At 64.3% G+C, this 14150-nt stretch carries 13 protein-coding genes and 1 pseudogene; 7 read left to right on the top strand and 7 right to left on the bottom strand.

The window, feature by feature from the left end; all coding sequences use genetic code 11:
* A pseudogene (locus VGG47_RS00225) lies at positions 1-209 on the bottom strand (type III PLP-dependent enzyme); the annotation flags it as partial.
* A 305-nt stretch (positions 210-514) separates the two neighbouring features.
* Between VGG47_RS00225 and VGG47_RS00220 the strand changes: the two are divergent.
* The 4 genes from VGG47_RS00220 (at position 515) to VGG47_RS00205 (ending at position 3829) form a co-directional block, all read left to right on the top strand.
* Complete coding sequence (locus VGG47_RS00220) at positions 515-1234, top strand: response regulator (protein WP_331534837.1); 720 nt, start codon at positions 515-517, stop codon at positions 1232-1234.
* Complete coding sequence (locus tag VGG47_RS00215) at positions 1231-2676, top strand: ATP-binding protein (RefSeq protein WP_408841202.1); 1446 nt, start codon at positions 1231-1233, stop codon at positions 2674-2676. The genes VGG47_RS00220 and VGG47_RS00215 overlap by 4 nt, the downstream gene beginning before the upstream one ends.
* A gap of 185 nt (positions 2677-2861) precedes the next feature.
* Complete coding sequence (locus tag VGG47_RS00210; protein WP_331534836.1) at positions 2862-3440, top strand: YqaA family protein; 579 nt, start codon at positions 2862-2864, stop codon at positions 3438-3440.
* A gap of 65 nt (positions 3441-3505) precedes the next feature.
* Positions 3506-3829 carry a c-type cytochrome gene (locus VGG47_RS00205; RefSeq protein ID WP_331534835.1) on the top strand — a complete coding sequence of 108 codons (324 nt, stop codon included), beginning with the start codon at positions 3506-3508 and terminating at the stop codon, positions 3827-3829.
* Between the two features lie 100 nt (positions 3830-3929).
* Here the strand turns inward: VGG47_RS00205 and VGG47_RS00200 are convergent, their stop codons facing one another.
* The 4 genes from VGG47_RS00200 to VGG47_RS00185 all read right to left on the bottom strand — a co-directional run bounded on the left by VGG47_RS00200 (position 3930) and on the right by VGG47_RS00185 (position 10537).
* Positions 3930-4766, bottom strand: coding sequence for a universal stress protein (locus VGG47_RS00200; protein WP_331534834.1), 837 nt, complete (start codon positions 4764-4766; stop codon positions 3930-3932).
* Positions 4767-4978: 212 nt separating this feature from the next.
* Positions 4979-7648 (bottom strand): pyruvate, phosphate dikinase, encoded by a 2670-nt coding sequence (gene ppdK, locus VGG47_RS00195; RefSeq protein WP_331534832.1) that lies wholly within the window; start codon positions 7646-7648, stop codon positions 4979-4981.
* Positions 7649-7659: 11 nt separating this feature from the next.
* A complete protein-coding gene (gene glyS, locus VGG47_RS00190) occupies positions 7660-9663 on the bottom strand; it encodes a glycine--tRNA ligase subunit beta (protein ID WP_331534831.1) in 2004 nt (667 codons plus the stop codon).
* Positions 9656-10537, bottom strand: coding sequence for a glycine--tRNA ligase subunit alpha (locus tag VGG47_RS00185; RefSeq protein ID WP_331534830.1), 882 nt, complete (start codon positions 10535-10537; stop codon positions 9656-9658). The genes glyS and VGG47_RS00185 overlap by 8 nt, the downstream gene beginning before the upstream one ends.
* A 132-nt stretch (positions 10538-10669) precedes the next feature.
* Between VGG47_RS00185 and VGG47_RS00180 the strand changes: the two genes are divergently transcribed.
* Positions 10670-11050, top strand: coding sequence for a hypothetical protein (locus VGG47_RS00180; RefSeq protein WP_331534829.1), 381 nt, complete (start codon positions 10670-10672; stop codon positions 11048-11050).
* Positions 11051-11193: 143 nt separating this feature from the next.
* Here VGG47_RS00180 and VGG47_RS00175 read toward each other — a convergent pair whose 3' ends face one another.
* On the bottom strand, positions 11194-12150 hold the full coding sequence (locus VGG47_RS00175; protein ID WP_331534828.1) for an acetyl-CoA carboxylase carboxyltransferase subunit alpha: 957 nt from the start codon (positions 12148-12150) through the stop codon (positions 11194-11196).
* A 50-nt stretch (positions 12151-12200) separates the two neighbouring features.
* Positions 12201-12491 carry a hypothetical protein gene (locus tag VGG47_RS00170; protein ID WP_331534827.1) on the bottom strand — a complete coding sequence of 97 codons (291 nt, stop codon included), beginning with the start codon at positions 12489-12491 and terminating at the stop codon, positions 12201-12203.
* 243 nt (positions 12492-12734) lie between these two features.
* Here VGG47_RS00170 and mscL point away from each other — a divergent pair, with 243 nt between their 5' ends.
* Together mscL and VGG47_RS00160 are read left to right on the top strand one after the other, a co-directional pair.
* Positions 12735-13193 carry a large conductance mechanosensitive channel protein MscL gene (gene mscL, locus VGG47_RS00165; RefSeq protein ID WP_331534826.1) on the top strand — a complete coding sequence of 153 codons (459 nt, stop codon included), beginning with the start codon at positions 12735-12737 and terminating at the stop codon, positions 13191-13193.
* A gap of 140 nt (positions 13194-13333) precedes the next feature.
* Complete coding sequence (locus VGG47_RS00160) at positions 13334-14074, top strand: response regulator transcription factor (RefSeq protein ID WP_331534825.1); 741 nt, start codon at positions 13334-13336, stop codon at positions 14072-14074.
* The last annotated feature ends 76 nt before the right edge of the window (positions 14075-14150 follow it).

Raw genomic sequence — 14150 nt, 5'->3', positions numbered from 1 at the left:
AGGCTGGCGGCGTCGAAGCAGGCGCCCTTGGCGGCGAGCAGACGCAGGATCTGCGGCGCCGGATTGGCCTTCACCGCATAATAGATTCTCGCCACCGGCAGGGCCGCACGCAATGCTTCGTAGTTGTCGGCGACGCGGTCGAGATCCATCACCAGGCATGGCGTGGCCAAGCAGGCAGAGTCGAGAAATGACGCGATCTTCGGAGTCATCGCACTCACCTTTCTTATGAAGGCCCACCTGAACAAGGCGGTGGGCGTGGTTTCGAAACGGTCCAACGAACCAACAACTTCCGGGTAACCCCAGACAGTGCTGCCAGAACGCTTGACGTCGTTGCGTAACCAATCCTCAGGAGAAAGACCGGCAGAGGCACGTGCGTTGCTGCGTGATGCGGCCAATAAGGCGAGTTTTTCCGGGATGCAAGTGGTTTACGCAGATCGTTGCGTTGTCCTCACCAATTGTCACCAATTGCAACATAGGCTGCCCAACGCGGCGCGGCTTCGCTATTGTAACAGCCATGGACGCCTTGCCGCATATTCTGGTGGTCGACGACGACCGCGAAATTCGTGACCTTCTGGCGAAATTCCTGGAACGCCAGCGCCTGCGCGTGACCTCCGCCCGCGATGCCAAGGAGGCGCGCCGGGCCTTCGTGAACGGACATTTCCAGCTCGTGGTGCTGGACCTGATGCTGCCCGGCGAAGGCGGGCTGGAGCTGGCGCGCTGGTTCCGTGCCGAGACCAAGGTGCCGATCATCATGCTCACCGCCATGGCCGAGGAGACCGACCGCATCATCGGCCTGGAACTCGGTGCCGACGACTACGTGACCAAGCCGTTCAACCCGCGCGAACTGCTGGCACGCATCCGCGCGGTGCTGCGCCGCACCGGGGATTCGGAAGAGCGCCACGCCGAGAACGCCGCTAAGACCTACAGTTTTTCCGGCTGGGTCCTGGAGACCGCGCGGCGCCGGCTGCTCGACCCCAACGGGGTGGAAGTGGCGATCACCGGCGGCGAATACGACCTGCTGGTGGCGTTGCTGGACCGGCCGAACCGGGTGCTGACGCGCGACATGCTGCTGGACCTGCTGCGCGGCCGCCAGGCCGGGCCGTTCGACCGCGCCATCGATGTCGCGGTGTCACGGCTACGGCGCAAGCTCGAGGATGACGGACGCAACGCGCAGTTGATCAAGACCGTGCGCGGCGGCGGCTACGTGCTGTCCACCCCCGTCGAGCGCCATTGATCCCGCGCCTGTCGCCGACAAGTCTCGCCGGCCGCACCATCCTGATCCTGCTGGTCGGCTTCGCGCTGGTCCAGATGCTCGGCCTGCTGATCCACACGCTGAACGAGGTCACGCTGGAGCGGATCGAGGAAGAGCGGGATTTCGCGACCCGCGCCGTGATCATCTACAGGCATATCGCGCTGGCCGATCCGGCGGAGCGTGCCGCGCTGGTGGCGCACGAGGCGCTGCCGCGCGGCGACACGCTGACACTGAGCCCTCTGCCCCCGCTCGGGGCCTATGAGTTGCCGCTGGCGGCGCGGCAGATCATCCACGGCAGCATCTTTGCCTATGGCATTCCGCACGACATCCGCCTCCGCCCGCACGGGCTGCTGCTGCTCGGCGTCGGACAGCACCCGGTGCACGTGATCATCAGCTTCGGTCTGCCGGACGGGGGCCTGCCGTTCAACCCGCTGCCGATGCTGCCGCCGGACATGGACCAGCCGGGGCTGCCGAGGTTCTTGCTCCCCCCGGGGCTGCTGCCGCCGCCGACCACCTGGCTCACCCTCACCTCCATCCTGCCCGCGCCGGCGCCCTGGCGCTCGCCGAGCTTCGCCACTGCCTTCATGGTCATGACCGTGCTGGGCGCGGTAATGATCATCTGGGCGGTACGGCGGCTGCTGGTGCCGGTGCAGACGCTGGCACAAGCCGCCGAGCGCCTGGGCCGCGACGTGGTGAACGCGCCGGCCCTCCCCGAGGTCGGGCCGATCGAAATCGTCACCGCGGCGAACGCGTTCAACACCATGGCCGCGCGCATCCGCCGCTTCGTCGAGGACCGGACCTTTCTGCTCACCGCCATCGGCCATGATCTGCGCACGCCGATCACCCGGCTGAAGTTGCGCGCGGAATATATGGAGGACGAGGAGCAACGGCTGAAAATGCTGGCGGATTTGGACGAGATGGAGGCGATGGTCGCCGCCACCCTCGCCTTCGGCCGCGACATCACCACCACCGAGCCGGTGGCACGCATCGACCTCGCCATTCTGCTCCGCACGATCCTCGATGAAACCGCCGACGGCGCGCCGGAGCAGGCCGAGGAGCTCGGCTTCTCAGGCCCGGACCATCTGACCATCCAGGCCCGGCCGCTGGCGCTCAAACGCGCGCTCACCAACCTCGTCGGCAACGCATTGAAATACGGTGACGCGGCGCGGCTGACCCTGCACCCGCAGGCGAAGGAGTTCGTGCAGATCGACATCGACGATAACGGGCCGGGCATCGAAACGACGGAGATGGAAGTTGTGTTCGAACCGTTCCGGCGGCTGGAGAACAGCCGCAACCGCGAGACCGGCGGCTCCGGCCTGGGCCTGTCGATCGCCCGCAACATCATCCGCGCCCATGGCGGCGACATCCTGCTCCAGAACCTGCCGGGGCGCGGATTGCGGGCCAGCGTGACCTTGCCGGTGTAGAAGCAGGCAAGCGAAGAAGGAGAAGGCTTCTTTTTGTGAACAAAAGAAGCAAAAAAACTTTATTAATGCTGGGGCATTGGCGTTGTTGGTGACGACGCCCATGCCCCAGCGAAGAAGAGGTTTTTGCGCCGCATTGCTCTCGCCCGCGCAATTGCCACGAACAGAGCCCTATGGCAGTCAAAATCATGCTCCGCAGACTCTATGACCATGTCATCGCCCTATCGGGGCGGCCCTCAGCACCCTACTGGCTATTCGGCGTCGCCTTCGCGGAAGCGAGCTTTTTTCCGTTGCCCCCGGATGCGCTGCTGATCCCGATGGCGCTGGCAACCCCCCGCAAGGCGCTGTGGCTGGCAACACTCGCCACGGTCGGCAGCGTGCTGGGCGGCGCGCTGGGCTATCTGATCGGTTTCGAGCTGTTCACGAAACTGGCCCAGCCGATCATCGATTTCTATCACTACCACGCCGCGTTCATGGCGTTTCAGCAGAAATTCGCGCAATACGGCGTGTGGATCATCCTGATCAAAGGGCTGACGCCGATCCCCTACAAGATCATCACCATCGCCGCCGGCGCCGCCGCGTTCAATTTTCCGGTGTTCATGGCGGCCAGCGTGATCACCCGCGGCGGACGTTTTTTTGTTGAAGCCGTTCTCCTGCAAAAATGCGGCCGGCCGGCGCAGGAGTTCATCGAACGGCGGCTCGGCCTGGTGACCGGCGTTTTCGCGGTCCTTTTGGTCGCCGGATTTCTGGTCCTGAAATACGCCTGATCGTTGCAGATTCGACGTTAATGCTCCATGTGAAGCATCAACAACAACATGCCCAAGGAATGATCATGCGCCACCTGCTCGCCTGCATGTTCCTGCTCGCCGCCCTGCCCGTCCTAGCGGACGCGCCGGACGGAAAAACCATTGCCGAACAGGGCAACGGTCATGGCGCGACCGCCTGCGTCACCTGCCACGGCCAGACTTTCGGGGGTAATCCGGGGATCGGCGCCCCCGCGCTCGCTGGCCTGCCGGCCGCCACCATCGAAGCCAAGCTCGTGCACTACGCCAGCCCGGAGGGCCACAACGCGATGATGAAGCAAGTCGCGACGTCGCTCACCCCGGCCGAACGTGACGCCGTGGCGACGTATCTGGCGAGCCTCCCCAAGAGCTAAGCGCAGCAGAAGACTACTTTTTGTGAACAAAAAGTAGCAAAAAAACTTTGTGATGCTGGGCCTGGGGCTGTGTCACCGACAACGCCATGGCCCAGCTGCCTCAGTGCGAGACAAGCACGCAGCGCTCGGCGCGGAGCAGCAGATCATGCGTTACCCCGCCCAACACCCATTCCCGCAGCCGGCTATGGCCATAAGCCCCGGCGACGAGCAGATCGGCCTTGTGCTCGCGCGCGATAGCGTTGAGGCGGATCGCGTCATCGCCAGTCGCCACGGCGCCCAAAATCGCGGCCTTGATGCCGTGCGCCTGCAACCAGGCCTGCACATCCTCCAGCCGCTTCTTCGCCGCCTCCAGCTCGGGAGCTGGCGCAATTTCCACCAGCGTCACCTGCGCCGCGCGCGCGAGGAACGGCAGGGCGTCGCGCACCGCGCGGCGGGTTTCGCGCGTGTCCCTCCAGCCGACCAGCACATGGCCCAGTTGCAGTATCGGGACGTCATGCGGCACGATCAGCGCCGGCCGACCGGCCTGCATCACCAGATCGGCATTCTCCACCCGGCGCGCCGGGTCGAGCAGCGAGTCGCCGCGGCCATGGCCGATGATAATGAGATCGGCGCAACGCGACTCCTCGGCGAGATAGCCCGGAACGCCGGTGAAAATTTCCGTGCCGCGCCATTCCGCCGGCAGGCCCTCGGCCGCCTGGCCGAACAAGGTCTTCGCCTCGCGCAGCTCGCGCTCCATCTGTTCCTGGTCCGCGCGGATCAGGTCGCCCATCACATAACCGTCGCCGTAAACGATCTGCATCGGCCGGGACACCGCGACACCGATCAACCGCGCCGCGAAACGCCGGGCGAGGTCGGTGGCAACGCTCAACAATGCCTCGTTGCTGTCCGCCAGCTGCAGGCGAACCATCATGGAAGCGTAACCCGTCGCATCGCTCATCGCGCCGCTCCGCTGTTATGAAACCCGGAGCAGAACATTAGGCGATTAAGCGGAACCGCGACACAAGAAAGCGGCCGCTTTTTGAAAAAAGCGGCGCAAAAACTTCTTTTATGCTGGGCCATGGGCTGTGTCGGCGACAACGCCCATGGCCCAGCATTAATAAAGTTTTTTTGCTACTTTTTGTTCACAAAAAGTAGCCTTTCTTTCTGTTTTCAGTCGGTGGAGTTCTTCTCCGCCCCCTCGATCGCCGCCTGGGCGGCGGCGAGGCGGGCCACCGGCACGCGGTACGGGCTGCAGGAGACGTAGTCGAGTTTCACCGCCTCGCAAAAGGCGATGGAGGCCGGGTCGCCGCCGTGTTCGCCGCAGATGCCGAGTTTCAGCCCGGGCTTTGTGGCGCGGCCCTTTTCCGCGGCGATGCGCACCAGGGCGCCGACGCCGTCCACGTCGATCGACACGAACGGGTCCTTCGCCAGGATGCCCTGCTCGACATAATGCGGCAGGAACTTGCCGGCATCGTCGCGGGACAGGCCAAACACGGTCTGCGTCAGGTCGTTGGTGCCGAAGGAGAAGAAATCGGCGCCCTCGGCGATGACATCGGCCATCAGGGCGGCGCGCGGCAGCTCGATCATGGTGCCGATGCTGTATTCGATGGTCTTGCCGGTTTCGGCGAACACCTCTTTCGCCACCTTCTCGATCTGCGCGCGCGTGATGTCGAGCTCGCGCTTGATGCCGACCAGCGGGATCATGATTTCCGGCACCGGAGCGGGGCTGGTCTTGGCGACCTCGATCGCCGCCTCAAAGATCGCGCGGGCCTGCATCTCGTAGATTTCCGGGTAGGACACACCGAGGCGGCAGCCGCGATGGCCGAGCATCGGGTTGGTCTCGGAGAGTTCCTCCGCTCGGGCCTTGATCGCGGCCTCGTCCATACCCAAAGCATGGGCGACCTCCGCCAGCTCCGCCTCGCCATGCGGCAGGAATTCGTGGAGCGGGGGATCGAGCAGGCGGATGGTGACGGGGAGCCCCTCCATGATCTTGAACAGGGCGGCGAAATCCTCGCGCTGGAAGGGCAGCAGCTTGGTTAGGGCGGCGCGGCGGCCGGCTTCGTCATTGGCCATGATCATCTGCCGTACCGCGCCGATGCGCAGCGGGTCGAAGAACATGTGCTCGGTGCGGCTGAGGCCGATGCCTTCCGCGCCGAATTTGCGCGCGGTGTCGGCGTCCAGCGGGGTTTCCGCGTTGGCGCGCACCTTCAGGCGGCGGGCCTGGTCGGCCCAGCCCATCAGCGTACCGAACTCGCCGGAGAGCTGCGGCTCGATCATCTTGACCGCGCCCGCGAACACTTCGCCGGTGGCCCCGTCGATGGTCACGATATCGCCGGCCCGGAGCAGAACCCCGCCGGCCGAGAGGGTCTGCGCGCCGTAATCGACATTGATGCCGCCAGCGCCGGCAACGCAGGGACGGCCCATGCCGCGCGCCACCACGGCGGCGTGGCTGGTCATGCCGCCGCGCGTGGTGAGAATGCCGCGCGCCGCATGCATGCCGTGAATATCCTCCGGCGAGGTTTCGATGCGGACCAGAATGACCGCGTCGCCTTTCTGCGCGCGCAATTCGGCCTCGTCGGCCGAGAACACCACGGCGCCGGAGGCAGCGCCGGGGCTAGCCGGCAGGCCTTTCGCGAAGAGTTTTTTCTCCGACTTGGGGTCCAGCGTGGGGTGCAGCAGCTGGTCGAGTGCTGCCGGGTTGACGCGCATGATCGCGGTGTTGCGGTCGATCAGCCCCTCATCGGCCATTTCCACGGCGATGCGGAGCGACGCGGCGGCGGAGCGTTTGCCGGCGCGGGTCTGCAGCATGTACAGCTTGTTCTGCTGCACGGTGAATTCGATGTCCTGCATGTCCTTGTAGTGTTTCTCAAGAACATCGCGGACCTTGTTGAGCTCGGCATAGGCCTCGGGGAGTGCTTCTTCCATGCTGATCTCGCCCGGCTTGGCATAGGCCTTGGAGAGCGGGCGCGGCGTGCGGATGCCGGCCACCACGTCCTCGCCCTGGGCGTTGACGAGGTATTCGCCGTAAAATTCGTTGAGGCCGGTGGACGGGTCGCGAGTGAAGCAGACGCCAGTGGCGCAGTCATCGCCCATATTGCCGAACACCATCGCCTGCACGTTCACCGCCGTGCCCCAGTTCGCCGGAATGTCGTGCAGACGGCGATAGGTGTTGGCGCGCGGGTTCATCCACGAGCCGAACACCGCGCTGATCGCGCCCCAGAGCTGGTCCGCCGGGTCCTGCGGGAAGGGCTTGCCGGTCTCTTCCGCGACCATCGCCTTGTAGCCTTCCACCACGCGCTGCCAGTCCTCGGTGGTGAGCGCGGTGTCTTCGATCACGTCGGCATCGAGCTTGGCGGTCTCGATGATTTCCTCGAACCGGTGATGATCGACGCCGAGCACGACCGAGCCGTACATCTGGATGAAGCGGCGATAGGAATCCCACGCGAAGCGCGCATCACCGGACCCGACGGCGAGCCCCTGCACGGTGCTGTCGTTGAGGCCGAGATTGAGCACCGTGTCCATCATGCCGGGCATGGAGACGCGCGCGCCGGAGCGCACCGAGACCAGCAGCGGTTTTGCGCCGTCGCCGAACTTGCGGCCAACCGCCTCTTCGATGCGGGTCAACGCCGTATCCACCTGGGCTTTCAGGTCGGCGGGATAATTCTGGTTGTTATCGTAATAGGCGGTGCAGACTTCTGTGGTGATGGTGAAGCCCGGCGGGACCGGCAGGTCGATGCTGGCCATCTCCGCGAGGTTGGCGCCCTTGCCACCCAGCAGGTTGCGCAAACCGGCATGCCCATCATTCACGCCAGCGCCGAAATTATAAACCCACTTGGTCATGCTTCTGCTCCTCAACCCTCGATTTTCGCGAACTCGGCAACCTGATGCATCGTGTCCCGCAACTTCGCCAGCAATCGCAACCGATTAAGGCGAATTTTTGACAGCTCAGCGTTGACGGTGACCTGTTCGAAGAATGCGTCAACCGGGCCACGCAGGCCAGCGAATTCACGCATCGCGGCTTCGTAATCGCCGGCGGCGAATTTGCTCAGGCTGTCGCCCTGCACCTGGCGCAACGCGCTGTTCAGACGATGCTCCTCGTCCTGCGTGAATGCGTCCTCCTGCACCTCGCCCTCATGCGGACCATCCTTGCCGTTCTCGATGCGCAGAATGTTGGCGGCGCGGCGATAGGCGGTGAGCAGGTTGGCGCCGTCTTGCGTGGCGAGAAAATCGCGCACCGCGTTCACGCGGCGCATGATGTCCCGCAGATCGTCATTCCGGCCGCCGGCCAGCACCGCGTCGAGAATATCGAATTTCTGCCCCTCGCTGCGCAGTTTGACGCGCAGGCGTTCGAGGATGAAGTCCCGCAGGTCAGGTTCCAGAGAACCAAGCGACAGGCGCAGATCATTTTCCAGAATGATGCGGATCACGCCGAGCGCGGCGCGGCGCAGCGCGAACGGATCGCCCGAGCCGGTGGGTTTCTCGCCGACGCGGAAGAATTCGATCAGCGTGTCGAGCTTGTCGGCAAGTGCGACGCTGGTGGCGACGGTGCCGCGCGGCACGTCATCGCCCGGCCCTTTCGGCTGGTAATGCGTGCGGATCGCAGCACCTATTTCCGCGGCACCTTCATAAGACCCCTTGGCGGCGTAATAGCCGCCCATGACGCCCTGCAGTTCCGGGAACTCGCCGACCATGCCGGTGACGAGATCCGCCTTGCACAGCAGCCCGGCGCGCGTGGCGTGATTCACGTCCTGGGTGCTGGCGCCGAGCTGCAGAGCGATTTCCCCCGCCAGCGCGGAAATCCGCTCGGCGCGCGCGCGCTGTGTGCCGATTTTGGCGTGGAAGGTGATTTTCTCCAGCTTCGGCAGCAGGGATTCTAACGGCGTTTTCAGGTCCAGATCCCAGAAATGCCGTGCGTCGGACAGGCGCGCGCGCAGCACGCGCTCATTGCCGGCGATGATCGCCGTTCCAGAATCATCCGCCGCCAGATTCGCCACGAAGGCGAAATAGGGCGCCGGGCGCCCGGCCTGGTCGCGCAGGGCGAAATATTTCTGGTTGATCTTCATCGACAGCTCGCGGACTTCCGGCGGCAGGTCCATAAAATTGTCATCGATGCGGCCGATCAGCGGCACCGGCCATTCCACCAGCCCGGTGACCTCGTCGAGCAGCCCGTCATCCGTGGCGACGGTCAGATTTTGCGCCGCCGCCTGTGCGGCGATGCCTTCGGCGATGATCTTCCGCCGTTCCGCCGCGTCGGCGATCACGTAATGCGCGCGCAGCTTCTGCTCCCAGTCGGAAGCCGAAGAAACCGCGAAGGCGCCCGGCGCATGCACGCGGTGGCCTTCGGTCTCGTTCCCCGCGGTGACCGGGCCGAGCTGGAACGGAACAATCTCGCCATCGAGCAGGCAGACGATGCGGCGCAGCGGGCGGACCCAGGTGAAATCGCCGCCGGAACCCCAGCGCATGGATTTCGGCCAGGGCAGTTTCGCCAGCGCGGCGGGCAGAGCGGAGAGGATCAAGTCACGCGCCGACATCGCCGGCGCGATCTTGTTCAGCACCCAGAAATCACCTTCCTGGGTCAGTTGCTCCTTCGTCGCGCCATGCTTGCGCAGAAAGCCGGCGAGCGCCTGTTCCGGCGCGCTGGCGCGCGGGCCGCGCTCAGAAATCTGTGCCGCCGGTACTTCGGCCGCGACGTCCATGCTCACGGCCAGGCGGCGGGGGCCATAATATGTTTGCGCTCCGGCGGGGTTCAACGGCGCCAGAATTTCCGCGACCAATGACGCCAACTGCGACGCTGCGTGCGCCTGCATGCGCGCCGGAATCTCTTCCGAAAAAAGCTCCAGGAAAAATTCAGCCATTGTCTTCGCCCGTCATCCAGATTTCCGCGCACGCCTTCGCAAGGGTTCTGACCCGGCCGATATAGGCCGCGCGCTCGGCCACCGAGATCACGCCGCGCGCGTCGAGCAGGTTGAAGGCGTGGCTCGCCTTGATGCACTGGTCATAAGCCGGCTGCGCCACGCCTTCTGCCACCAAGGCGGCACACTCACGCTCGGCATCCTCAAAATGCCGCATCAACATGTCCGTGTCCGCCAGCTCAAAATTATACTTGCTGTAGTCACGCTCGGCGCGGAGAAAAACATCGCCATAGGTGACGCCGGCGCCGTTGAAATCGAGGTCGTAGACGTTCTCGACGCCCTGCACATACATCGCCAGCCGCTCCAGCCCGTAGGTGAGCTCGGCCGAGGGGGAGACGCAGGCGATGCCGCCGACCTGCTGGAAATAGGTGAACTGCGTCACCTCCATGCCGTCGCACCACACCTCCCAGCCCAGCCCCCAGGCACCGAGCGTCGGGCTTTCCCAGTCATCCTCGACGAAGCGAATGTCGTGGCGCCTGCGGTCGATGCCGATGGCATCATAGCTCGCCAGCAGCAGCTCCTGGATGTTGTCCGGGCTCGGCTTCAGCAGCGCCTGATACTGATAATAATGCTGCAGCCGGTTGGGGTTCTCGCCGTAGCGCCCGTCCGAGGGGCGGCGCGAAGGCTGCACATAGGCCGCGCGCCAGGGTTTTGCCCCCAAGGCGCGCAGAGTGGTGGCGGGGTGGAAGGTTCCGGCCCCCATCTCCACGTCGTAAGGCTGCAGGATCACACAGCCCTGGCGCGCCCAGAAATTGTGCAAGGTCAGGATAATATCCTGGAAACTTTTGGGCGATTTTCCGCTGGTGTGGTCTGTCATGAACCGTGTATTACTGGTTGAAACGTAACGCACCGCAGCAATACGGCCCCCGAAGGTCGAGAGCAACCACGGCGTCTAAAGTAACCCCGGCGTCTTAACCAAGGGCGCCTGAAAAGAGTGAGGATGCGCCGTATGGGCAAAACGATCCGCCTCCACGCGGAAGACTGGTTGGGGCTGGGGCTGGTCGCCGTGGTCGGCTGCGGCATGGCCGCGGGCCGGGAACTCTGCATCGTGCGGCGCATGACCGCCGGTCTCTGCGCCGCCGCGAACGCCCCGGCGATCTGCGCACCGCGTGCCGCAATGCTGTGGGTGCAATATCAGCAAGCCTTCGGCTGGGCGGCGCTGCTCTGCGGCATTGCCGGCTTCGCCCTGGGAAGGCGCTGGCCGGGTGTGCTGGCGGTGGCGGTCGGCGTCGCTGCGGTGGTGAACGACAACGCCGCCAACGGCATCCTCAGCACGGCCCTGGGCCTGATCGCGTGGGTCGGCCTGCTCACCGGCATGCCTGCTTCGTAGGGAAAGGAAAGGCTACTTTTTGTGAACAAAAAGTAGCAAAAAAGCTTTATTAATCTGGGTCATGGGCGTTGGCGGGGACAGCGCCCATGACCCAGCGGAGCAAAAATTTTTGCGCCGCTTTTTTTAAAAAGCGGCTACTTCCTCTATCCTAGCCCGAGCTTGCCCATCGCCAGGAATTTCTCCCGGCGGCGGGCGCGCAGCGATTCGGGGGACAGGAGTTTCAGCGGCTCCAGGGCGTGGGCGATGGCGTTGCCGAGGCTGGCGATCGCCACTTCCGGGTCGCGATGTGCGCCGCCAAGCGGCTCGGCCACCACCTCGTCGATCAGCCCCAACCGGCGCAGATCCTGCGCGGTGATGCGCATCGCCTCGGCCGCCACGGGCGCCTGTGCCGCGTCGCGCCACAGGATCGAGGCACAGCCCTCCGGCGAGATCACCGAATAGATCGCATGTTCCATCATCAGCACGGAGTTGCCGGCCGCGAGCGCGATGGCGCCGCCGGAACCGCCCTCACCGATGATCGTCGAGATCAGCGGGACCGGCGCCAACAGGCAGGCTTCGATGCCACGGGCGATCGCCTCGGCCTGGCCGCGCGCCTCGGCCTCGATGCCGGGGAAGGCGCCGGACGTATCGACGAAGGTGAGGATCGGCAGGTTGAAGCGCCCAGCCAGCTCCATCAGGCGCCGCGCCTTGCGGTAGCCCTCGGGCTTGGCCATGCCGAAATTATATTTGATGCGGCTTTCGGTATCGGTGCCTTTCTCGGTGCCGATCACCATCACCGGCGCGCCGCGAAAACGCCCCATGCCGCCGATGATCGCGGCATCGTCGCCAAAGGCCCGGTCACCGGCCAGGGGCGTGAAATCGGTGATCAGCGTGGCGATGACCCTTGCCGCCTTCGGCCGTTCCGCGTGCCGGGCCACCAGCGTCTTCTGCCAGGGCGTCAGCTTGGCGTAGAGGGTACGCAACTGGCTGTCAGCCTTGGCCGAGAGCCGCGCCACCTCGTCGGCGATGTTGATCTCGCCGGGGGAGGACATGCGCCGTAATTCCTCGATCTTGCTTTCGAGCTCGGCGACGGGTTTTTCGAATTCCAGAAACTGACGCATAAGTCCCGGCGTTTAGCACATATCTTTGGGGAGGGAAGCCGCCTAACGCGCTAACGCTGGGCCTGAACCTGCTGGCCCTGACCCTGCTGGGCCGCCTCATGGTCGTTGCCCCAAGGCGGCGGGCCGAGGTTGACCTGCTTGGGCGTGGTGTTGCTGGAGGTCATGGCGCCCGCCCCGGCGCCTATGCCGGCGCCGACCACGACGCCGATCGGCCCGCCGATCAGGCCGATGAGCGCGCCGGTGGCAGCACCGCCCGCCGCACCGCCGGAAAGCCGCCCCGTCCCGGAGCCGCAGCCGGTCAGCACCAGGGCCAGACCGACGACCAGAATCCTGCTCCGCATCGCAACCTCCTCGTTCAATCACCCCCTTCTCTCAAACCACCGCCGCGCCGGGCAAGCTTCCATCGCGTACCGGCCGCTCGGCCGCGCCGCACCGGGCCAGGTCCCGGGCGCTTTTTGCGGGCATTTTTTAAGCGGCTGCGTGTTTTTCGTTCTGCTCAGCCCGGACGCACGCTAAATGGCAGAGACCAAAAACAAGGCCGCGCGACCAACCAACCGACGCCGCTGCCCAACAAGGAGACCGACATGTCAGATCTGCTGCCCACCAGACTCGCTCTGCCCAAACCCCGCTGGGTCGATGATTTCAAGGCCTTCATCATGCGCGGCAACGTCGTCGACCTGGCGGTCGGCGTGGTGATCGGCGCCGCCTTCACCGGCATCGTCAACAGCCTGGTCAGGGACATCATCACCCCGCTCATCGGCCTGATCAGCGGCGGCGTGGATTTTTCCAACCATTTCATCACGCTGCGCGGTCCGGCGGAGCAGACCCTGGCGGATGCCCAGAAGGTCGGCGCCGTGACCATCAATTACGGCGTCTTCCTCAACGCGCTCATCAACTTCCTGATCATCGCCGCGGCGATCTTCTGGATGATCAGGCTGCTCCAGAAACTCTATAAAGCGCCCGCGGCCGCGGCCCCGGCGCCCACGCCGACCGAAACCCTGCTCGCGGAAATCCGCGACCTGCTCAAAAGCAACCCAACATGACGGCGTAGCGGCCCGAGTCGACCGCTACAAATTTCGTCGATAAATTCTTAATTTTTACACGCACAGCGCGATGAACAAACAAAATGATTGACGACTTCCCTCCTTGGTTGTAATGTTGCACAATCAAAACGGAGGCTCCCGTGAAAATTCTCTCTTTTGAGGCGAAGTCCCATAAAAAAGACCTTCTCACGCTTTTCCTGCGTTCGCGCTTTGCCATCGTCGAGGAGACACATGATGCGGACGAAGCCCTCGATCTGGTGAAATTCTATGACTACGACGCCATCCTGCTGCATTTGTCCGAGGACCGGATGGGCGAGCTCGAGATCGTGCGCAAACTGCGCCTGGCCCGCGTGCGCGCCCCGCTCGTCGCGGTCACAAGCAGCATGAACGAAGCCGCCCGGTTGCGCGTGCTGCAGGCCGGGGCGGACGATCTGATCGTCGACGCTCTGTCGCACGAGGAGATCTTCATCAAAGTGCAGAACCTGATCCGCCGCAGCCGCGGCTTCCAGGACAATGCGCTGCGCCTCGGCGCGGTCGAGATCAACATGAACGCGAAGAAAATCTACGCCCGGGGCAAGCCGGTCACCCTGACCAAGAAAGAATATCAGATCGCGGAAATCCTGGCTTTGCGTAAAGGCGTGGTGCTCAGCAAGGAGGCGATCCTCGACCATCTCTATGGCGGGCTGGACGAGCCGAACCCGAAAATCATCGACGTCTTCATCTGCAAGATCCGTAAGAAACTGCAATCTCTCGGCGTCGATGATTTCATCGAGACCAATTGGGGCCGCGGCTATATGGTGATCGATCATCGGCAGGATTCCGGCACCGAGACCCAGCACCAAGCCGCACCGGCCACTGCCCCGTTACGGGCCATGGCCTAGGCACGGCTCAGCCCAGCCAGAAGCCCCCAGAGCCTGGCGGCTGAGCCATGCAAAAAACGTCCAAAATTTGGCCTCC

The organism is Acidocella sp. (assembly GCF_036489515.1).
GTDB lineage: Bacteria > Pseudomonadota > Alphaproteobacteria > Acetobacterales > Acetobacteraceae > Acidocella.
This window is presented reverse-complemented; position numbering and strand designations above follow the sequence as displayed.